Annotated in this window: 20 protein-coding genes; 11 read left to right on the top strand and 9 right to left on the bottom strand. The window is 66.7% G+C overall.

Annotation, left to right across the window (positions count from 1 at the left end; translation table 11 throughout):
• Positions 1 to 2: 2 nt before the first annotated feature.
• From BLU54_RS08315 to BLU54_RS08270, 9 genes are all read left to right on the top strand, one after another.
• Positions 3 to 941, top strand: a complete 939-nt coding sequence (locus tag BLU54_RS08315; protein WP_091906954.1) for a LysR substrate-binding domain-containing protein — start codon at positions 3 to 5, stop codon at positions 939 to 941.
• A 206-nt stretch (positions 942 to 1,147) separates the two neighbouring features.
• A complete protein-coding gene (locus BLU54_RS08310; protein ID WP_091906952.1) occupies positions 1,148 to 3,256 on the top strand; it encodes a TonB-dependent siderophore receptor in 2,109 nt (702 codons plus the stop codon).
• A gap of 509 nt (positions 3,257 to 3,765) precedes the next feature.
• Positions 3,766 to 4,164: an MAPEG family protein gene (locus BLU54_RS08300; protein WP_235837856.1), complete on the top strand. Its 399-nt coding sequence runs from the start codon at positions 3,766 to 3,768 to the stop codon at positions 4,162 to 4,164.
• A 341-nt stretch (positions 4,165 to 4,505) separates the two neighbouring features.
• On the top strand, positions 4,506 to 5,795 hold the full coding sequence (locus BLU54_RS08295) for an MFS transporter (protein WP_091906947.1): 1,290 nt from the start codon (positions 4,506 to 4,508) through the stop codon (positions 5,793 to 5,795).
• Positions 5,796 to 5,859: 64 nt separating this feature from the next.
• Positions 5,860 to 7,086 (top strand): metal-dependent hydrolase family protein, encoded by a 1,227-nt coding sequence (locus BLU54_RS08290; RefSeq protein ID WP_091906945.1) that lies wholly within the window; start codon positions 5,860 to 5,862, stop codon positions 7,084 to 7,086.
• 116 nt (positions 7,087 to 7,202) lie between these two features.
• Positions 7,203 to 7,622 (top strand): secondary thiamine-phosphate synthase enzyme YjbQ, encoded by a 420-nt coding sequence (locus BLU54_RS08285; protein WP_091906942.1) that lies wholly within the window; start codon positions 7,203 to 7,205, stop codon positions 7,620 to 7,622.
• Positions 7,623 to 7,690: 68 nt separating this feature from the next.
• Positions 7,691 to 8,851, top strand: coding sequence for an alpha-hydroxy acid oxidase (locus BLU54_RS08280; protein WP_091907372.1), 1,161 nt, complete (start codon positions 7,691 to 7,693; stop codon positions 8,849 to 8,851).
• A 203-nt stretch (positions 8,852 to 9,054) separates the two neighbouring features.
• On the top strand, positions 9,055 to 9,471 hold the full coding sequence (locus tag BLU54_RS08275) for a MarR family winged helix-turn-helix transcriptional regulator (RefSeq protein WP_091906941.1): 417 nt from the start codon (positions 9,055 to 9,057) through the stop codon (positions 9,469 to 9,471).
• 287 nt (positions 9,472 to 9,758) lie between these two features.
• The gene (locus BLU54_RS08270) at positions 9,759 to 10,034 is read left to right on the top strand and encodes a hypothetical protein (RefSeq protein ID WP_139169575.1); all 276 of its coding nucleotides are present in this window, start codon (positions 9,759 to 9,761) and stop codon (positions 10,032 to 10,034) included.
• Positions 10,035 to 10,056: 22 nt separating this feature from the next.
• On the opposite strand, the gene BLU54_RS08265 is transcribed toward BLU54_RS08270, so the two are convergent.
• From BLU54_RS08265 to BLU54_RS08245, 5 genes are read right to left on the bottom strand one after another with little or no spacing between them, the layout of a single operon-like run.
• A complete protein-coding gene (locus BLU54_RS08265) occupies positions 10,057 to 10,857 on the bottom strand; it encodes an ABC transporter permease (protein WP_407919404.1) in 801 nt (266 codons plus the stop codon).
• Positions 10,850 to 12,040 carry an ABC transporter substrate-binding protein gene (locus BLU54_RS08260; RefSeq protein ID WP_091906937.1) on the bottom strand — a complete coding sequence of 397 codons (1,191 nt, stop codon included), beginning with the start codon at positions 12,038 to 12,040 and terminating at the stop codon, positions 10,850 to 10,852. Before BLU54_RS08260 ends, BLU54_RS08265 begins: the two co-directional genes overlap by 8 nt.
• Positions 12,041 to 12,046: 6 nt before the next feature.
• Positions 12,047 to 12,838 (bottom strand): ABC transporter ATP-binding protein, encoded by a 792-nt coding sequence (locus BLU54_RS08255; RefSeq protein ID WP_091906936.1) that lies wholly within the window; start codon positions 12,836 to 12,838, stop codon positions 12,047 to 12,049.
• A complete protein-coding gene (locus tag BLU54_RS08250) occupies positions 12,835 to 13,917 on the bottom strand; it encodes an acyl-CoA dehydrogenase family protein (RefSeq protein ID WP_091906935.1) in 1,083 nt (360 codons plus the stop codon). Before BLU54_RS08250 ends, BLU54_RS08255 begins: the two co-directional genes overlap by 4 nt.
• Positions 13,914 to 14,483, bottom strand: coding sequence for a carboxymuconolactone decarboxylase family protein (locus tag BLU54_RS08245; RefSeq protein WP_091906934.1), 570 nt, complete (start codon positions 14,481 to 14,483; stop codon positions 13,914 to 13,916). Before BLU54_RS08245 ends, BLU54_RS08250 begins: the two co-directional genes overlap by 4 nt.
• A 166-nt stretch (positions 14,484 to 14,649) precedes the next feature.
• Between BLU54_RS08245 and BLU54_RS08240 the strand changes: the two genes are divergently transcribed.
• Entirely contained in the window at positions 14,650 to 15,477 is an 828-nt protein-coding gene (locus tag BLU54_RS08240) for a DODA-type extradiol aromatic ring-opening family dioxygenase (protein WP_091906933.1), read from the top strand.
• A 107-nt stretch (positions 15,478 to 15,584) separates the two neighbouring features.
• On the opposite strand, the gene BLU54_RS23960 is transcribed toward BLU54_RS08240, so the two are convergent.
• Positions 15,585 to 16,346, bottom strand: a complete 762-nt coding sequence (locus BLU54_RS23960; RefSeq protein ID WP_211435318.1) for a histidine phosphatase family protein — start codon at positions 16,344 to 16,346, stop codon at positions 15,585 to 15,587.
• A gap of 83 nt (positions 16,347 to 16,429) precedes the next feature.
• Positions 16,430 to 17,197, bottom strand: a complete 768-nt coding sequence (locus tag BLU54_RS08225; RefSeq protein WP_211435317.1) for a histidine phosphatase family protein — start codon at positions 17,195 to 17,197, stop codon at positions 16,430 to 16,432.
• Positions 17,198 to 17,942: 745 nt separating this feature from the next.
• Between BLU54_RS08225 and BLU54_RS08215 the strand changes: the two genes are divergently transcribed.
• Positions 17,943 to 18,473 carry a cysteine dioxygenase family protein gene (locus tag BLU54_RS08215; RefSeq protein WP_091906927.1) on the top strand — a complete coding sequence of 177 codons (531 nt, stop codon included), beginning with the start codon at positions 17,943 to 17,945 and terminating at the stop codon, positions 18,471 to 18,473.
• 88 nt (positions 18,474 to 18,561) lie between these two features.
• On the opposite strand, the gene BLU54_RS08210 is transcribed toward BLU54_RS08215, so the two are convergent.
• Both BLU54_RS08210 and BLU54_RS08205 read right to left on the bottom strand, forming a co-directional pair.
• On the bottom strand, positions 18,562 to 19,029 hold the full coding sequence (locus BLU54_RS08210) for an Lrp/AsnC family transcriptional regulator (RefSeq protein WP_091906925.1): 468 nt from the start codon (positions 19,027 to 19,029) through the stop codon (positions 18,562 to 18,564).
• Positions 19,030 to 19,117: 88 nt separating this feature from the next.
• A complete protein-coding gene (locus BLU54_RS08205) occupies positions 19,118 to 20,647 on the bottom strand; it encodes a class I adenylate-forming enzyme family protein (protein WP_235837855.1) in 1,530 nt (509 codons plus the stop codon).
• Positions 20,648 to 20,662: the final 15 nt, after the last annotated feature.

The following is a 20,662-nucleotide window of genomic DNA, read 5'->3' as shown; positions in this document are numbered from 1 at the left end:
CGATGGCGCTGTCACCGTTGCCGCCGTTGCCTTCGCTGATCGCGTTCGAGGCAGCCGCTCGCACCGGCAGTTTCACGCGCGCCGCAAACGAGCTCAACCTGAGTCAAAGCGCGATCAGCCGACAGATCGCCCAGCTTGAAACCTTCCTCGGACGCGCGTTGTTCGTGCGTGCGCCGCACGCGCTGCGGCTCACGCAGGGCGGCGAGCGCTACGCACGCGAAGTGCGCGCTTTGCTCACGCAGTGCGCCGACGCGACAGCCGACCTGATCAAGGGCCGCAGCGATCTCGACCTGACGGTCGCCTGCTCGTCCGGTGTCGCGGTGCTCTGGATGGCGAAGCGTATTTCCGCTTTCCGCGCGCACTATCCGGAAGCGCGAATCCGCCTGATCGTGCGCGATGGACTGGCCAGTCTGTCGCCGACCGAATTCGACGTGGCGGTGTTCTACCTGCGCGGCGCCCCCGCGCCGGGCCTGGCATCGCGCCAGCTCTATGCCGAATGCGTGCTGCCGGTCTGCGCGCCGGGCTATCTCGGCGGCCGGCGCCTGCGCCCCGATGAAATCGCCGACGAGCGTTTGCTGATCCTCGACGACGGTCAGCGGCAATGGATGTCGTGGGAGAAATGGTTCGACCTGAACGGAGTCGCGCCAGAGCGTTATCGCAAGCCGCGCAATCCGGTCGTGGTCAACTACTACCCGCTGCTGGTCCAGCTCGCGATGCAGGGCGAAGGCATCGTGCTCGGCTGGGGACACATGATCGATGCCTGCCTGAACGAAGGGTCGCTGGTCGCGGCCAGCGACGCGACGGCCTCGCTTGGCGGCGGCTATTCGCTGATCTGGCCCGATGACCGGCGCGAGTCGCTCGCCGAGCGCGAGTTCAAGCGGTGGCTGATCGAAACCGTCGAGTCCGAGGCGCGTGCGTCATCAGCCGCCATCCGCGCCTGACGCGCGCTGCCCGGAAAACATTTGCGACAATCACGCGCAAGCCGCTGCAAAACTAGTTTACAAACCGTTTTCGCTGTCCCAGAATTCGGCACCGAATGATAATGGTTCTTATTCAATAAAAGCAAGGCAGCGAAGAAATGATGTCAGCAGGATGCAGTGCTCGCCAATCAGGCCAATCGAAGCTTCGACCAACCGTCTCGGCCGCGATGCTTCTTTTCTGTACGGTGCATGGCGTACAGGCCCAGGAAAACGGTGCGCGCGACGCGCAGGCCGACCCGGTGACCACGGTGACCACGCTGCCCGCGGTGGCAGTCACCGCAGAGAACGACCGTGAGCCAGGTCAACATCTGCGCAAGGAAGTGACGTCCGGCGCCCTCGGCACTCGCACGCAATTGGCAACCCCGTATTCAACCACCGTGGTCACCAGCGAGGAGCTGGCCGATCGCCAGGCGAAGAAGCTGGGCGATGTGTTCGCGCGCGACGCGTCCGTGTCGGACAACAGCAATCCGTACAACGCATGGGCCAGCTACATTACCGTGCGCGGCATGCAGCTCGACTGGCAGAATGGGTATCGCATCGACGGTCAACCGATCAATGCCTATGGCATCACGATGCCCTACGAGCAGTTGGAGAGCGTGCAGCTGCTGAAGGGCCTGTCCGGTTTCATGTACGGCTTCGGTGCGCCGGGCGGCATCGTGAACTATGTGACCAAAAAGCCGCCGGTCACCGACAAGCAGATCGCAAGCGTCGACGTTGGCTATGCGTCGACGAACGTGTGGTCCGAACATCTGGACCTGGGCGGACGTGCAGGACCGAATGCGATGTTTGGCTACCGGTTCAACGCGACGCATGAGGAAGGCAAGACGTACAACGACGGCAATGTGCGCCGGGATTCGTTCTCGCTGTCGGCCGACGCCCGTCTGACGCGCGAGCTGACCGCGACGTTTGGCGCGCTATACCAGGAGCGGCACGCGTCGGGCATCACGACCGCACTCTCGACTTACGGACTTGCCGGCACCATGCTGCCTGCGCCGCTCAGCGGCGGCAGCAACACGCTGGTGACACCGGATCAGCATCTCAACACCAATCTGCAGATCTATACGGCCGGTCTTCGCTACGACCTCGGTCAGAACTGGACCATCTCGACCAGCTACAGCTTCAGCAAAAGCACACGCTACCGCAACGAAAGCACTTACTTGCTGAGCGACGTCCAAGGCGACTATAGCGATACGCGCTTCGAAGGCAAGGAAGGGCATCAGGCCAACGCCTGGCAGGTCATGGCCGAAGGCCTGGTGCGCACGGGCCCACTGCAGCATCAGCTCGTGTTCGGCGCGTCATACCAGAAACAGACCAGCGACAACACGGCCAACGCGTTCTACCAGCAGATCGGCATCGGCAACATCTATCAGCCAAACACGAATCGGTTCAACGGCGGCGGCTACGCTACCTACCGTGCCGCCGACATCGTGCAGAAGGCGCTGTTCGTCAGCGACACCATCGCGCTGACGTCGCGCTGGTCCGTGCTGGGCGGCGTGCGTTTCACGAACTACGAACAGCACGGCTACAGCGTCAACGGCACGACCAGTTCGACGTATGCGAAGAACGGCGTTGCAACGCCATCTGTCGCGGTGATGTACAAGCTCGCGCTCGACACCACGCTGTATGCAAGCTACGTCGAATCGCTCGAGGCAGGCAGTGTCGTCGGATCGACCTACGCGAACTACGGCGCCGTGCTCAATCCGCTGCGCAGCAAGCAGTACGAAGTCGGCGTGAAAACGCAGAACGAACGATGGAGCGCGACCGCCGCGCTGTTTCGGATCGAGCGCGGCGCGCAATACGCGAACGGCGACAATGTGTTCGTGGAGGATGGCGAGTCCGTCTTCCAGGGGCTCGAAGCCGGCGCCAGCGTGCGACTCGGTCGCGACTGGACCGTCGGTGGCGATCTGATGTGGCTGGCCACGAAATACAAGAAGGGCTCCGACTACGATGGCAATCGCGTTGCAGGAGCGCCGGGCTTCGTCGCGGTAGGACATGCTTCGTATGCCGTGCCGGCCCTGCCGGGGCTGGTGGTCGGCGCCTCGGCGAAATTCACCGGCAACACGACGCTCAGTCCGGCCGGCGACATCAAGGTGCCCGGCTACATGATCTACAGCATGGGCGCGACCTACACGACCAAGGTAGCGGGACATACCGTCGGTCTGCGCGCGGCCATCGACAACCTGACGAACCACCGCTACTGGGAATTCCAGTACGCGAACTATATCCAGCCGGGACAATCGCGAACGGTCGCGCTCAACGCGCGCCTTGAGTTCTAAGTCTGCTTTACCAGTCCGCGCAGCCGCGTCCCGGCAAGTTCCGCCTGGGGCGGCCCCGCTTTGATGGGAGGCGGATCTGGATACGGCTGCGGCAGGTTTTCCGGCGCTGACCACATGGCCGGCGTGCCTCGCCGTCCGTGGGCGGGCTGCGTCTGCACCGCCCGCAAGGCGGCCGAACGCTGCGCGTTCGCCAGGGTCTCTCGCGGTGCGCGGGACCACTGCATCCAACGTCGCCGGTGTCGTGGCCGGCGTACGACGCGCAAGCCAATGCTGCCGATGATGCTGTGATCGGCGCTGTGATCGGCGCGGACATGCTGCCATTCCTTTTGCCATCGCCTGACGTACTGTAGGGCAGGCCATCTCCGGCACCGAGGCGCGCCAGCGCCATGCCGCATGCCGCATGCCGCATGCCTCATGCCTCATGCCTCATGCCTTAGTGCGTCGGGCCATCGCACTCGCCACGCTTGGCGCTGTTCGTGCTTGCCAGCTGCCACCGACTGGAGGCGAGCATGAAGCTGACGTTTGAACTGCAGTGTCTGGCCTGGACGCTGGTCCTGGCGCTGGTGCAAATCATGGCCGCGGCGCAGGCGCGCACCGCACAATACGGCTTGAAATGGAACGCCGGTGCCCGCGATGAAGCGCCGGCGCCGCTCAAGCCGCTGCCGGCGCGCCTGGCTCGCGCGCAATCGAACCTGTTCGAGACACTGCCCCTGTTCGCCGCAGCGGTGCTGATTGTCGCGGTGGCCGACCGCTACAGCGGCTTGAGTCATTGGGGCGCGCTGCTGTATCTGGTCGCGCGGATCGTGTACGTGCCGCTCTACGCGTTCGGCGTTCCGTATGTGCGCTCGCTGGTCTGGCTGGTCTCGCTGCTGGCGCTGGTGATGGTCATCATCGCCGCGTTGATCTGAGCGCCGACGAGAACGGGGTTAAGCACGACTCGCCGCTCGATACGACCGTGCGCCTCGTCCCATCCGACACACCGTGTCGACGCGACGCTCCGTGCGTCGCGAGCGACGACGGCGCTTGCCCGCTTCGCCGGCCACAAGCGGCTTTGAACGCAAGCGTCTGGCGCCGTCATTGAGGTTGGGCAAGCGGCGCTTATTGTCGCGGGGCATGCACTGCGGGCGGCTTTGCCATGCGTTGCATGCATGCAAGCATGCGAAAAGCGCGCTTCAACCGCAAATTTTCGTCGCCTACGATCGGCGGACCGGACGGCATGGGGACCGTCCACCGACCTGGACGACACTTCATGCGCACTGTCGCAACACAAGCCGCCGCAGCCGCCGACTCAATCTCGCCGGGGACGCGCCGACACGCGGTCGTCGCGACCCTGATCGGCAACGCGCTCGAATGGTTCGACTTCACCGTCTACAGCTTTTTCGCTGTCGTCATTGCCCGCAAGTTCTTCCCGAGCGGCAGCGAACTCACTTCGTTGTTGCTGGCGGTCGCGACATTCGGCGTGGGCTTCTTCATGCGCCCGGTCGGTGGCATCGTGCTAGGCATCTACGGCGACAAGGCGGGCCGCAAGGCCGCGCTGTCGCTGACCGTGCTGTTGATGGCGCTCGGCACGGCGATGATCGGCCTGGCGCCGACCTATGAAACGATCGGCCTCGGGGCGCCGATGATCATCGTCGTTGCGCGCCTGCTGCAAGGCTTCTCGGCCGGCGGCGAAATGGGCGGCGCCACCGCGTTCCTGACCGAATACGCGCCCGCCGGCAAGCGTACCTTCTACTCGAGCTGGATCCAGGCCAGCATCGGCCTGGCCGTGGTGCTCGGCGCGCTCACCGGCAGCATCGTCACCAACATGCTGAGCCCCGCAGCGCTCGACAGCTGGGGCTGGCGCGTTCCGTTCCTGCTCGGCATCGTGATCGGCCCGATCGGTTTCTACATCCGTAACCGCGTCGACGAAACGCCGGCGTTCAAGCAGGCCGAGAAGGTCAAGTCGCCGCTTGCCGAGATCGCCCGGCGCTACCCGCGCCAGACCTTCGCGAGTTTCGCGATGGTGATTCTGTGGACCGTCTGTACCTACGTGCTGCTGTTCTACACGCCGACCTACGCGGTGAAGGTGCTGAAGATGTCCGCCTCGGACGGCTTCGCGGCCGGCATCGTGGGCGGCGCGGCGCTGACGATCTGCTCGCCGATCATCGGCGCGCTGGCCGACAGGCTGGGCCGCAAGGTGTTCCTGAGCGGCGCGGCAATCGTCATCTTCGCCACCGCCTATCCGATGTTCGCTTACATCAACGCACATCCGAGCGGTGGCGCGCTGATGCTGTTCCAGTTGTACTTCGGCGTGTTGATCGCCGCCTACACCGGTCCGATCCTCGCCGCATTCGCGACGCTGTTCCCGAGCAACGTGCTCTCGACCGGTCTGTCGGTCGCGTACAACCTCGCGGTCACGCTGTTCGGCGGCTTCGCGCCGTTCTTCATGACCTGGCTGATCGCGTCGACCGGCAACACGCTGGCACCGTCGTTCTATCTGATGTTCGCGGCTGCCGTGAGTTTCCTGGGCACGCTCGCGATCAAGACGTCGAAGGACTGAGCACCGTCCGTTCGGGGCGGCCGGGCGGCCGCCCCATTTTCGTTTCTGCTGTGGAGAGATTTGCATGACTGTGACCGTATTGCGCGGCGGTGACGTACTCGACGTACACACCGGCAATGTGCTGGCCTCGCACGACGTCGTCATCGATGGCGACCGCATCGTCGAAGTGGCGCGCAACGCGCAGGTGCCGGCCGGCGCCGAGTTGGTCGACGTGCGCGGCAAGACCGTGATGCCGGGTTTGATCGACTGCCACGTGCACGTGCTGGCGTCGCGCGCGAACCTTGGCACCAACGCGCAGATGCCGAACATCCTGGTGGCGTTGCGCGCCGTGCCGATCCTCGACGCGATGCTCGCGCGCGGGTTCACCAGCGTCCGCGACGCGGGCGGCGCGGACTGGGCGCTCGCGCAGGCGGTGGAGCAGGGCATCGTGTCGGGCCCGCGCATCTTCGCGTCGGGCAAGGCCTTGTCGCAGACCGGGGGGCATGGCGACTTCCGTCCGCGTGGCGACGTGCTCGAACCGTGTTCGTGCTGCTTCCGCGCGGGTGCCATTGCGCGCATCGTCGATGGCGTCGACGCGGTGCGGCTGGCCGTGCGCGAGGAAATCCAGAAAGGCGCGAACCAGATCAAGATCATGGCGTCCGGCGGCGTCGCCTCGCCGACCGACCCGATCGCCAATACGCAGTATTCGGAAGCCGAGATTGCCGCCATCGTCGAAGAGGCCGAGGCGGCCAACACCTATGTGATGGCGCATGCCTATACGCCGCGCGCGATTTCCCGCGTCATCAAGGCCGGTGTGCGAACCATCGAGCACGGCAATCTGGTCGACGACGCGGCGGCGCAGCTGATGGCCGAGCGCGGCGCGTTTGCGGTGCCCACGCTCATCACCTACGATGCGCTCGCCAGCGACGGCGAGGCGTTGGGCTTGCCGGCCGAATCCATCGCGAAGATCTCCACCGTGCGCGACCAGGGCCGCGAGTCGCTGCGCACCTACGCGCGTGCCGGCGTTGCAATGGGCTACGGCAGCGATCTGCTTGGCGAGATGCATCGCTACCAGAGCGACGAGTTCCGCATCCGCGCCGAGATGCTCGATCCGCTCCAGGCGGTGCAGTCGGCGACCAGCGTGGCGGCGAAGATCGTGCAGCGCGAAGGCGAACTGGGTGTCGTGGCCGTCGGTGCGCTGGCTGACCTGATCGTGGTCGACGGCAATCCGCTCGACGACATCGGCGTGCTGTGCGACGACGGTGCGAAGATCGTCGGCGTCTGGCAGAACGGACGCCGCGTCGCCCGCTGAGCGGCGAGCCGGCCACGCCTGAGCGGTAACGCGCTTTGCGTTAGTCTGTCTCGATGGCATGGCCGCGGTCGCAGGGGACCGCGGCGCGAAGCGTGGTCAGACGTGGCGGGGGAGCGATGAGACAGGCGGTGGATCGGCTGGAGGTCAGGACGCAGGGCGCGGGGCTGGTGGAGATCACCGGCGAAGTGCGGCGCTGGGTGACGCGACAAGGCATGCAGACAGGTCTGCTGACCTTGTTCTGCCGGCACACTTCCGCCTCGCTGCTGATTCAGGAGAATGCGGATCCAGACGTGCAGACCGACCTGGAACGCTATTTCGCCGAACTCGCGCCCGAGGCGCCGGGCCGCTACGTGCACGATGCCGAGGGGCCGGACGACATGCCGGCGCATCTGCGCGCCGCGCTTACGCAGAGCCAGTTGAGCATTCCGGTTTCGGAGGGACGTCCGCTACTCGGCACCTGGCAGGGGGTCTACCTGTTCGAGCATCGGCGTGCGCCCCATCGCCGCGAAGTCGCAATGCATTTGCTCGGCGAGTGAAGCCGGCGCATCATTCGGGTCCTTACGATCGTTGCTGGCGGCCGCCGAAGGGCGGTCGCGGCTTTGCCATGGAAGTCATCACCTGTGTCGAGGATCTTCGACGCCTTGCGCAGCGGCGTGTGCCGCGCGCGTTCTACGACTACGCCGACAGCGGCTCGTACACCGAGTCGACCTATCGCGCCAATGAGCAGGACCTGGCCGCGCTGAAGCTGCGGCAACGCGTGGCGGTCAACGTCGACAACCGCTCGACCGCCACCACGCTGGTCGGCGAGGTCGCCAGCATGCCGGTCGCCATCGCGCCGACCGGCTTGACGGGGTTGCAGTGGGCCGATGGCGAAATCCTCGGCGCGCGCGCCGCCGAACGCTTCGGCATTCCCTACACGCTCTCGACGATGAGCATCTGCTCGATCGAGGAAGTGGCGGCCGCGACCACCCGGCCGTTCTGGTTCCAGCTTTATGTGATGCGGGACCGCGACTTCATCGCGTCGTTGATCGATCGTGCGAAGGCGGCGCGCTGTTCGGCGCTGGTGCTGACCCTCGACCTGCAGATTCTGGGACAGCGCCACAAGGACCTGAAGAACGGCATGACCGTGCCGCCGCGGTTGACGCTGGCCAACGCACTCGACTTTGCGAGCAAACCGGCTTGGGTGTACCGGATGCTGCGCTCCGGGCGTCGCAGCTTCGGCAATCTCGAAGGTCATGTGAAGCACGCGAGCGGCATCACCACGCTCGGACAATGGACCGCGCGCCAGTTCGATCCGACGCTCTCCTGGCACGACGTGGAATGGATCAAGTCGCGCTGGGGCGGCAAGCTGATCCTGAAGGGCATCCTCGACGCCGACGACGCGCGGCTCGCCGCCGCCACCGGCGCGGACGCGATCATCGTCAGCAATCATGGCGGCCGCCAGCTCGACGGCGCGGTGTCGAGCATTGCCGCGCTGCCCGCCATCGTCGACGCGGTGGGCACGCAAACCGAAGTACTGTTCGACGGCGGCGTGCGCAGCGGGCAGGACGTGCTCAAGGCGCTGGCGCTCGGCGCGCGCGGCGCGATGATCGGACGGGCGTTTCTCTACGGGCTGGGCGCGATGGGCGAGGCGGGCGTGACGCGCACGCTCGAAATCATCCACCGTGAACTCGATGTCAGCATGGCTCTGGCCGGTGTGCGCGACGTGGCCGACGTCCGTGCAGCCGAGATCATCGACCGCCGCCACAGCCGGACACCGTACTGACGCGACGGTGCGCCGAAGCACGCCACAGCCCGGGCGCGCGTGTCCGAGGTCGAAGGTCGGCGCCATCGCTCGGCGGCGACGCGCATGGGGCGGCCTGCCAGTGTGCCGCGGCGGGTCGCGTACCCGGCCGCATCGCTTCTCACGTTCGAGCACGCCGGTTCTTTTCCGATATAATTGCCTCGCTAACCGTTTGTGGGGCATCCATGTTCGATCACTGCCTTTACTTCAACACGTCGGCGCTCGCCCGCCTCGTCGAACGCGAATGGGGGGCGGCTTACGCGCCTTTCGAGCTGACGCCGCCGCAGGGCTTCGCGTTGCGCGTCATCCTTCGCCAGCCGGGCTTGCTGCATCGCGAGCTTGCCGAGGTGCTTGGCATTGCGCGGCCGACCGCGACGCGGCTGATCGATCATCTGGTGGCGAAGGGCTGGGTCGAGCGTCGAACTGCCGAAGGCGATCGCCGGGAATCGCAACTGTTCCCGACCCAAGCGGCCGACGCGCTGCGCGATCCGCTGGAAAAAGCCAGCCGCACCGTCGACACGCGCCTGCGCGGTCAGATCGGCAGCGCTGAATTCGAGAGCACGGTCGGCGCCATGCGCGCGGTGCGCGGCACGCTGGCCTAGGCCCGACACGTCGTCCTGGCTATCACGTAAGACCGATAAGTTGTCTGGCTAATCGAAATGGTTGTCGAGCTAATTTTTGAGGAGAAAATTTGATGGCAAGCAACGATTCATCCCGTACTGAAGGGCCGCCGCGTGCCGCGTCTGACCCGGTTGCACACGACTCGGCGGCTTGGCGGCCTACTCGCACGGCGGCATCGTCGTCCGAAGCGGGCCGCAGGACCACGGCCGCGGCCTCGGCAACGCACGCCGGATCGCCATTGCTGGTCGCTTTGACGCCTCGACAAGCGGTGGCACACGGTACGGCGACCGTGCCGTCGAACAGTGCGTCCCGCAAATTCCGCCGCCCGCGCCGCTGGCACGCGGCCGTCTTGTTTCTGCTCGGCGTGCTGTGCCTTGCAGGCGTTTCGCTGTTCACCGACGCGCAACCGCGTCGGCTCACACAATGCGTGCAGGCCGCCTTGGCGGACGCCGCCGGTATGTCGCCCGACGCGGCGGTCGATGCATCCGTTGACGCGGTAGCGCGCTATCGTGCGCTCGACGCCTGCACCACGCGCCAGCCCTGAGGCGGCCGGCCGCGGCGGCGCTTCAGCGTCGTCCGGTCCACAGCGCGTAGGCGCCGCGGGCCAGCAGGTCCAGCGCATAGCCGAGCGCGCCGATCGCCAGCACGCCGGCCATCAGTTCGGAATACGCGAGCCGATCACGGGTGTCGAGAATGAAATAGCCAAGGCCCGAGCTGACGCCGAGCATCTCGGCCGGGACCAGCACGATCCACAGGATACCGATCGCGAGCCGCACACCGGTCAGCACCGGGCTGACCACGCCGGGCAGCACAATGCGCAGCAGCATCTCGCTGCGCGTCGCAGCCAGACTGCGCCCGAGTTGCAGCCAGCGCTGATCGAGCTGCGCGACACCGGCAGAGGTGCTCATCATCACCGGCCATACCGCGGCGAAGGCGAGCAGAAACACGATGGAGCGGTCGCCGATGCCGAGCGCCATCACCGCGATCGGCATCCATGACAACGGCGACACCATGCGCAGCAGTTGCAGGGTCGGCGTCAGCGTCGCGGCAAGTCTGGGCAGGCTGCCGAGAAGCAGGCCGCCCGGCACGCCAATCACCAGCGCGATCAGCAGCCCGAGGCCGACGCGCCGGAGGCTGACCAACGCATGGTTCAACAGACTGCCGTCGCGGAGCAGGCCGAGCAGCGCGTCGAACGCCGCGGGCGGCGCGAACTGGCGGGCCAGCGTATCGGGTTCGGTGGCAAGATCGACCGCCAGCCACCAAATCGCGACCACCAGCAACAGGCCAAGCAGCCCCAGCAAGCGATGAGGCACGGCACGGGGCCGCGCACCCACGCGCGGTGCGATGCGGGGAGCGGCGTCAGACAACGATTTCTTCCTTGCGCGTGAAGGCTTCGGTCAGGCCGAACGCCGCCATGCCGCCGTTGGCTGCGATGCTGCGCTTGACGAAGCGGTCGTCGACCAGCTCGCGCGCGGCCTTGGCCGGATCCAGGTTTTGCAGGAACTGGGTATTGCCTTCGACCAGCGTCTGCTTCAGGCGGCCGACCAGGGTTTCGGTATAGCTGGGGAACGGATACGGTTGAAAATCGATCCGCTTTTCGTGCCAGTTCGGATGCGTGATCGCGCGCGAGCCAAGATAGCTGCCCTCCAGCTCGGCCGACGGCACCAGCACCCGGCCCAGCGTGGCTTCGGGGTGCGGCGTGTAATGGTTCTTGCCGTCTTTCGACAGCAACTGCGCTGCCTCGGCCCGGTGATCACGGGTCCAGCGCTGCGCCTTGACGATGCCGTCGACGACCTTCTGCGACCATTCCGGCCGGCCGTTCAGGTCGCGTTCCTGCATGAACACCGTGCAGCAGGCGTGGTCGCGCCAGACATCGCCGGTGAAGCGCAGGATCTTGCCGACCTTCAGGATTTCGGCGGCCGCGTTGAACGGCTCGGCCACGATGAAGCCGGCGATGCGCTTCGACGCGAGCGCCGGCGGCATGTCGGCCGGCGCCATCACGACCAGGCGCACTTCGTTCGCGGCCAGCGCGCCTTCGGGGCGGCTGACCGGCACGAGCTTGTGCGCGCGCAGCATGTCCTGCAGCACGACGTTGTGGATCGAGTACCAGAACGGGATTGCGACGGTCTTGCCCGCCAGATCGCCGATCGCGTTGATGTCCGGCGTCACCGTCAGCGCAGAGCCGTTCACGTGGTTCCACGCCACCACCTTGGCCGGCGCCCGCGAGCCGAAGCGCGCCCACACCGTCATCGGCGAGAGCAGGTGCACCACGTTGACCTGGCCGGACAGGAAGGCCTCGATCAATTGCGCCCAGCTGCGCAGCATCACCGGCTTGACCGACTTCAGGCCGTCGGTATCGAAATAGCCGTTGTTGTGCGCGACCAGCAGCGGCGCGGCGTCGGTGATCGGCAGATAGCCGATGCGAACGGTCGGATCGGTTTCAGCGGCGGCGCGCGCCTCGCCGGCCGCAAGCAGCGGCGCGGCGCCGGTCGCGGTGAACAGAGAGGCGAGCTTGAGCCACTCGCGTCGGCTCATCGGAACATTGCACATGGGGGTTCAGGAAGCCAAAGGAAGCGGAGAGGGCGAAGCATGCATCGTTTCACGCATTACCGTGACGATGTCGGCCCGCAGCGATGCGAAGCTGGCGCTGGCCGGGTCGCGTGGGCGTTGGTCCTGCAAGGTCCAGCTGCCGGCAAGTCGTCCCTGCCGGCCGAGCAGCACGATCCGGTCGGAGACGATCAGCGCCTCGTCGATGTCATGCGTGACCAGCACCGTCGCGGCGCGTGTCTCGGCGACCAGGTCGAGCAGCAACGCCTGCATCGCTTCGCGCGTGATTTCGTCGAGTGCGCCGAACGGTTCGTCGAGCAGCAACACCTGCGGGCGGCGCGCCACGCAGCGCGCGAGCGCGGCGCGCTGCGCCATGCCGCCCGAGAGTTGGTCCGGATGACGGTGGCGGGCATGGTCGAGACCGACCGCGTGCAGCGCCGTATCGACGCGCGCCCGTCGTTCGGCCGCGCTGGTCCGCGGCTGACGCGCGAAGTCCAGTCCGAAGCCGACATTCTTTTCGACGCTGAGCCACGGCAGCAGGCACGGGTCCTGGAACGCCAGCGCCACGCGCCAGTCCGGACCGGTCAGCGTCGCGTCGCCCAGCGTGACCGTGCCGCGCGTGGCCGGCTGCAATCCGGCCAAGACGCGCAGCAGGCTGGATTTGCCCGATCCGCTCGGGCCGAGAATCGAGACCAGCTCGCCGGCCGCCACCTCGAGCGTGACACGGGCCAGCACCTCCAGCGGACCGCCGGGCGTGTCGTAGCTGAGTCCGATGTCGCTTGCCGAAAGCGCGCTGGTCATGCGCGCTCCGTGCGCGCCGCGTGGCGCGCGAGTTCGGTGCGAAGTTGCAGCAGGCTGGGCGTGACGATCGGCAGGAACGCCGCTTCCCGCCAGCGGCGCGCGAAATCGGCGCCGCTCTCGCGCAAGTAACCGCGGCCGCCGCTGGCCTGCAGCTCGGCTTCGACCGCCTCCTGCGCGATGCCGGCCAGCGCGATGCGCTGCTCGAACAGCGGCACCGCGTTGCTCGCGAAACTGCCGTCCGCGATGCCCGCGTAGAGGGCGGCGACGACGCTGTCGAGGCGCCCGCGCAGCGCGTCCACCGTCTCGCGCAGCACGCCTTCGGCCGCGCTGCGGGCCCGCGACGCCTGCTCCAGGCTGCGCCGGGCCAGCCCGATCGCCAGACCGCACTGCAGCCCGAGAAACGCCGGCCGGATCGCCGGCAGGTACGCCCGCGCGGTGTCATGCAGCAGCCATTCGGGTCCGAGTTCGACACGCTCGATGGCGATCGCGGCCGTATGGCTGCCGCGCAGTGCGATCAGATCGAGATCCGGGCTGCGTGTCACGCCGGGCGCGTCGCTGGGCAGCGCGAATATCGAGACGCCGCCGTCGGCTTCGTCATGCTGCACGGCGGCCGCGACGATGAAGCCTTCGGGACGGAGATTGGTGACCCACGGCAATTGGCCGTCCAGGCGCCAGCCGGCGGCGGCATTGCCGCCCGGCGCGGCAAGCACGGCCAGCGATTCGATACCCGACAGGAACTTCATCGCGTTCGAAAGGCCGGTGGCGCCGGCCAGCTCGCCCGCGATCAAACGCCGCAGCACCGTCTCGCGCAGCGCCGCGTTGGGGCTGGCCTGGACGTAGCTGATGAAGGCACGGTGACCCCACAGCATGAACGCGACGGTCAGCGAGCGCGCCGCGACCGCGGCGATCGCCTCGATCGCATCGCGTACCGTGCCGCCTTCGCCGCCGAGTTCGCGCGGCACGCCGATGCCCGGCAGACGGGCGGCGGCAAGGCGCGACAACACTTCGTCGCTGGGACCCGTGCCGGCATCCAGCGCCTGCGCATGCGTGTCGAGCCAGGACTCGAGCGTTGCGCTCATGCCTGGGCCGCCGCCAGTCCGTGCCACGCGAACGAGGCCAGTTCGGGGTTCAGATCGTTGCCGGCGAGGTTGTTCGCGAAATTGCAGAGTGTCGCCAGGCTCACGCCAAGCACCACCTCCAGCGCGTTTGCGTCGCTGAAGCCAGCGGCGCGGAACGCAGCGAGCGCATCGTCGGGCACCGCGCCGCGGTGAGCGATCACCGCACGCGTAAACACCGCGACCGCTTCCAGCCGCGCGTCGGGCACGGCGGTGCCGTCACGCAGTGCGGTGACGACCGGGGCGTCGAGTTGCGCCTTCAGGGTGGCGATCTTGGAATGGCCGGCGACGCAGAAGCCGCAGCCGTGGATGCCGGCGGCGGTGATCTGCACCGCCTCGCGTTCGGCCAGGGTCAGGCCGCTGCGGCTGTTGATCTCGCCGACGGTCAGATAGGCTTCCAGCGCGGCAGGGGCGTTGGCCAGCGTGGCGACCAGATTCGGCAGGAAGCCGTTGTTGCGTTGCACCTGCTCGACCAGCGGCTTGCTGGCCGCCGGGGCGCTGTTCGCGTCGACTAGCGGAAGACGGCTCATCGTTATCTCGGAATTGGGCAAATCAGTATGGTGCCCGATTCCGCCGCTTTGTCCCACTAGTCATTGGTCATGAGCTTCTGCCCCTCGCGTATATCGGGAGCGGTCCCTGCACGGCGCCGCGCAACGCGCTACAGTGGCGGCGCCCGTCTTCGATGCGAGAAAGCCGATGGAACGTCCCGATCTGCCAGCCCAGCCAGTGCGCCAGCCGACCTGGTTCATTCCTCACGGCGGCGGACCCTGCTTTTTCATGGAGTGGACGCGTGGTCCGGCCGATACCTGGCATCGGCTGCAAGCCTTCCTGGAGCAGATCGCAGGCGGCCTGCCGGCCCGTCCGCGCGCGGTGCTGGTGGTATCCGGTCACTGGGAGACGCCGCGCGTGACGGTCAATACGGCTGCCGCGCCGCCGCTGTATTTCGACTACTACGGCTTTCCGGAACACACGTACCGCCTGACTTATCCGGCGCCCGGCTCGCCGACGCTGGCCGCGCAGGTCGCCACGCTGCTTGGCGAGGCGGGCTTCCCGTGCGCTACCGACGGCGAACGTGGCCTGGACCACGGCGTCTTCATCCCGTTCAAGCTGATCTTCCCGGATGCCGACGTGCCAGTCGTGCAGATGTCGCTGCGTGAAGGGCTGGACCCGGCGGAACACTTGGCGATCGGCGCCGCGCTCGCGCCGCTGCGCGACGACAATGTGCTGATCGTGGGCAGCGGGATGAGTTATCACAATCTGCGCGCATTCGGCGAGGCCGGCCGCGATGCGTCGAAAGTGTTCGACGACTGGCTGGGCGAGACCGTCGGCGCGCCCACCGCCGCGCAGCGCAACGCACGTTTGCGAGAGTGGGCAGCCGCGCCCGCCGCGCGCTTCGCACATCCGCGCGAGGAACATCTTCTGCCGCTGATGGTGGCCGCCGGGGCCGCCGGTGACGATGCCGGCCGGACCTTGTTCAGCGAGCGCGTCGGTGCGCTGCAACTGTCGGCCTACAGCTTCGGTTGATGCCGTCAGCGGGCACCGGCTTCCGTCGCCGCTTCAGGAACGCGGCGTGGGCTGACTTCGGATTGCAGCGGGGACGGTAATCGGCCGCCTCGCCGTGCCACCGCGCTTCAATCGCATTCGGCCGATAGTCCCGTCAAGCCGAGCGTATCGTGGCTGAAGGTCGACGTCGGCGTGCCCTCCGACGGTGTCGTCACCCGCACCACGTAGACGCTGTCGTAGTCTCCGCTTGTCCAGTCCGGCACCTGGCTGGCATCGCCGCCGTTGGCGGTCAGCAGCGCGCGTGTCGCGGTGGCGATCTGCCCCGCATCCCAGCCAACCAGCACCGTCGACGCGACGTAGTCGGACTGACTCACTTGCGCAACGAGGCGGGCGTTGTCCGTGTAGCCGTAATAGGGTGCCGACGAGTGCGTGGTCGTGAACGGCGGGTTGACCGGCAGGCCGGCGCTGATCGCCGCCGGCTCGACCGTCGTCAATGGCCGCAGATAGTCGTAGGTGCCGCCGGCTTCGGTGATCTGCGTCAGATGCGGATCGGGCGCGAGGACGGCAGCAATCGCACCGTACTTGCTGCGGATCGCGGCCGGCAGCGCATAGGCGCGGTTCAGGCCGGTGCAGCTCAACTGACCCAGGCCCTGCGCCGCTGACTCCGCATCGCGGACGAACACGATCGTTTCGACTTGCCCGGTCGGCGTTGGCGTTGGCGTGGGCGTGGGCGTCGGCGTCGGCGTCGGCGTGGGTGTGGGTGTTGGCGTCGGAGAGGGAGTGGGAGTCGGATTGTCGATCGACGTCGAACTACCGCCGCAGGCGGCGACCAGCAGCGTGGACAGCGCCAGCAGCGCGGTGGCAGCCAGGTTACGGTTGAGCGTTGGCATGAGCGTGAAGTGTCGGGACCTTGAAGCGGGCCTGCGCAGCGTGTCGCGGGCGTCGTTTGCAGTGGAGGCGTGCGCGTCTGGTCTTACGGGCAGACGTTCGTCGGCGTGATCCCCTGGTCCTGCTTCGTGAACGACAGCGTTTTGTTGCCGCTCGCGTCCGTGTTGATGCGGATCACGTACATCCGCGTGAAATCCGCGTTGGGCCAGGACGGACGGTTCGCGAAGGTCCACACTTTCGGGATGTCGTACTGACCGGCGGCGGCCTGGGGCAGGAAGCCGAACACCTCGAAGATGTCCTGCACGAGTTGTCCCTGGATGTTGTTGTGTTCCCAGGCGACGAACGTCGTGCTGTCGTTCGACAAGGTCGACAGCTTCGCCGCCAGTTCGAAGTCCGGATTGCCGGCGTCGGCAAAGCTGATGCCGACGTTCACCGCACGCCCCGCCTTGATCGCGGTCGGCTGGATCGTCATCAACGGGCGCACGTAGTAATAGTATTGCTCCTGGTCGGCGGCATTCCGGTAATCGCCGACCTGGCCGGCCGGATCGAGCGAAAACACGTAATCGGGACGGCCGAAGCGGCCGATCAGCACGCCTGGCAATTGCCGCGCACGTTGCAAGCCGGTACAGGTCAGCTGGCCGAGACCGGGCAGCGCCGCCTGGCCGTCCGCGGCGAGCGGTTTTTCGGCATGGCGCAACAGCACGATGGTCTGCGTTGCGGCCTGCGCGGTCGCCGAAAGCGTCGGCGCGAAGCAGGCGCTCAGCGCGACGCACAGGGCGAAGGCCCGTGTCCGCCAGCGCTCGCGCGTCCGCGGCGCGCGCGCTGCAAGCCGGCCAGGCGTGCGCGATAGCATCGACGACAGGGGCGACGTTACAGACGACGTTACAGACGACGTTACAGACGACGTTACAGACGACGGGGCAGACGACGGGGCAGACGACGGGGCAGACGACGGGGCAGACGACATTAAGGCCGCCGGTAAGGCCGCCGGTAAGGCCGACGTGTCGGTCCACGCGCTGGACGCCGCGCGCCAGCGATGCAGCATGGTCTTGGTATTCTTCATGTCCGGTTCCGCCCAGCTTGGAAGCATCCGTGCGCGTCGAAAGCGCCGCCCGCGAGGCCGATTTACCGTGCTGGGCGTCGCCAGCCTAGCAGGAGAAAACGCGCCACGGCATCCGCGCTTGCGAGACGTGTTGCGGGCGAGCGACGCGTGCCAGGCATCCGACTGCCGATGCCCCTTTGCCGACGCTCGCCGTCTTGCCTGGACTGCTCAGTCATGCTTGCGATCCGAGCGCGCCGTCACCACATCCGGTCGCTGATCCGCTCATCTGCCGTCAGTGCTCCGCCAGTAACGCGGGGCAGCCTTGCACCTCTCACCCGTGCCACGCGGCAACCCTGTATCTGCTTCCATCGTGGCCGCCGCCCAGCCCATCTGAGGCGATCGGCCAGTGCATTGGAAAAGCCATCTACGCATTCGCCGCTGACAGGGATGGTTTGCCAAATCGGCTTTTTTTCGGCCGCGATTTTGGAAACATATGCCAGCGCGTCTTGTTTAGACTGGCTCGATTGGAACAACTCGCGACGTTGCGGAAATCGCCATGCATGGATGGGAAGCAGACACGACGGACAACCGCATCGTCACGGAACTGGCCAACGCGCTCAACGAGGCAATGAGTGACGGCAAGCGTCAGTTGCTCGCCCGCCTGCAGACGGTGCTGCCGACCATGCAGCGTCTGGCGCCGGCGTTGACACGTACGCAGCTTGCCGGATGCGCCGGCGGGTACGCCCGCGAACCGCTGTACCTCGATCCCGCCGGTCTGTTCTCGATCGTGTTGCTCACCTGGCGGCAGGGCCAGCACAGCCCGGTGCACGCCCATTGGACGTGGTGCGGGTATGTCGTGCTCAGGGGCGAGCTCACCGAGCGGTTGTATCGCTGGCAGGATGGCGCGCCGCGGTGCCGTGCACAGCGGCTGCGCCGGGCCGGCGATACCGTCGTGGTGGACGCCGGACACGCGGACATCCATCGGCTCGGCAACGAGGCAGACGGCAACGCTGTGTCGTTGCATGTCTACGGTGTCGACGGCGCCCATCTTGCCACGCACGTGAATCGCGTTTTTGAACCGGCCTGAGGGTGGTGTGAGGCTGCGGCCGTCAACCGAACCTGCGCGTGCGCCGGCGTCCGATCGCGCAGGGCAGCCGCGCGCCAGCGCGAGCCGGTCAGCGCTCCGGCGCGACCGGCAGCGGCAGGGCCGTCGTGAACTTGATCTGTTCCATCGCGAAACTGGAGCTGACGTCGGACAGGTCGGTGTTCGCGATCAGCTTCTTGTACACCGCATCGTAGGCGTCGATATCCTTGACCACGACGCGCAACAGATAGTCGACATTGCCGCTCATGCGATAGAACTCCATCACCTCGGGAATCGTTGCGATCGTTTCCTTGAACCGTTCGAACCATTCCTGGCTGTGGCACCGGGTCTTGATGCTGACGAACACCGTCACCGCCACCCCGAGCTGCTTGGCATCGAGCAGCGCGACGCGGCCGGTGATGATGCCTTCGGTATCGAAGCGCTGGATGCGGCGCCAACACGGCGTCGCGGAGAGGTTGACCATTTCCGCGAGCTTGGTGATCGGTGTGGTGACGTCCCTCTGCAACTGGTCTAGCAGCTTGTAATCGATCAGATCCATTTGCGTCTCCTCCAGCGCATTTCTCACATTTGCGGCTTTCGAGCTCCGGACCGACGCGGCGGCCCGGACGCACGCCGCCAGACCCGCATCATTTCGCGTTCGCGTTCGCGTTCCGTTTCGCGTTGGCGCGCGCTTCGGCAAGCGCCGTCAGTTGCTTGCGGTCGACCTTGTTGGTCGAGGCCAGCGGCATGCTTTGCAGGAAGTGTACGGCGCGCGGATGCTGGTAAGCCGGTGCGCGCGCCAGGACGAACGCCTTGATCTCATCCTCGCTGGCGGACAGCCGTTCGCGCAAGACGACGAAGGCAACCGGTTTCTGGCCCTTCAGTTCGTCGGGAATCGCGACCACGCATGCCTGCAGGATGGCCGGCATCTGTTCGAGCACCTGCTCCACCTCGCCCGGATAGATGTTTTCGCCGCCGCAATTGAACATGTCGTCGACGCGCCCGACGAAACGATAGGCGCCGTCCTTGCCGACCTCGAACATGTCGCCGGTGCGATACCAACCCTCGGGCAGCAGCACGCTGGCGGTCTTCTCGGGCAGGTTGAGATAGCCTTTCATGTTGGCCGGCGTGCGGACCCACAGTTCGCCGGCGCGCGGATCGTCAGCGCCGTCCGCGCCGACCAGCCTGACATCGACGTTCGGCAGCGGCCAGCCCAGCGCGCCGTCCGGGACCGCGCGGCCCTGCGTCGGGCCGAAGGTGATCGGGCCCGACTCGGTCGTGCCGTAACCGCCCGCCAGCGTCGCGTTCGGGAACGCCGCGCGCACCGAGTCGCGCATCTGGCGGGTCGTGGCGGCCGAGCCGAGACGAATGTAGTGCACCTTGCTGGTGTCGATGTCGCGCAGCGCGTCGGTCTCGCGCACCGCCAGGGCCATCATGGTCGGCACCGACGTGATCCAGGTCACGTCATGCCGGCCGATCGCGCGCACGAATTCGCTCGCCTTGAACTGGGCCTGCAGGACGACGCTGGCGCCCGCCGCAAGCGCGAACTGCACGGATGCCAGGCCGTTCATGTGGAACAGCGGCGCGGCCACGATGAAACGTTCGCTGGCCAGCGAACGTTCCGGCAACCTCGCGGCCACGCTCCAGACCTGTCCGCGGTGCGTCAGCATCACGCCCTTCGGGCGGCCGGTGGAGCCCGAGGTGTACATGATGACCGCGACGTCGTCGTCGCCGGGTTGATAACTGCGATAGCCCGCGGCTGCCGACGGTTCGACCAGATCCTGCCATTCGGCAGAGTGGATCACGATGGTGTCGACATCGCGTGCGTCGATGCGATGCGTGCCGTCCTCGACGATCAGCTTGGCGCCGCAGTCCGCCAGGATGAAGCGGATCGTGTCGTCGTTCAGCTTGTGGTTCACCGGCACGATGACCATGCCTGCCCGCAGCGCACCGAAGTAGGCGATCAGGAATTCGACGCTGTTCGCCGCGACCAGTGCAACGACGTCGCCGGGCACCAGACCGCGACGCGCAAAGCCGCGTGCGCACGCGTTGAAGGCCGAGTCGAGTTGCGCACGGGAAAACGTGCGCACTGCGGGCGGCTTGCAGCAATCGATCAACGCCACGTCGTCTCGATTGCGCTCGGTCATGCCGATCAGATCACCAAAATTCCTTTCCATTGCCCTGAGCCTGAA

It is taken from the genome of Chitinasiproducens palmae (assembly GCF_900095735.1).
Classification (GTDB): domain Bacteria; phylum Pseudomonadota; class Gammaproteobacteria; order Burkholderiales; family Burkholderiaceae; genus Chitinasiproducens; species Chitinasiproducens palmae.
Note: the sequence above shows the minus strand (reverse complement) of the source record. Positions and strands in the feature narration are given on the sequence as shown.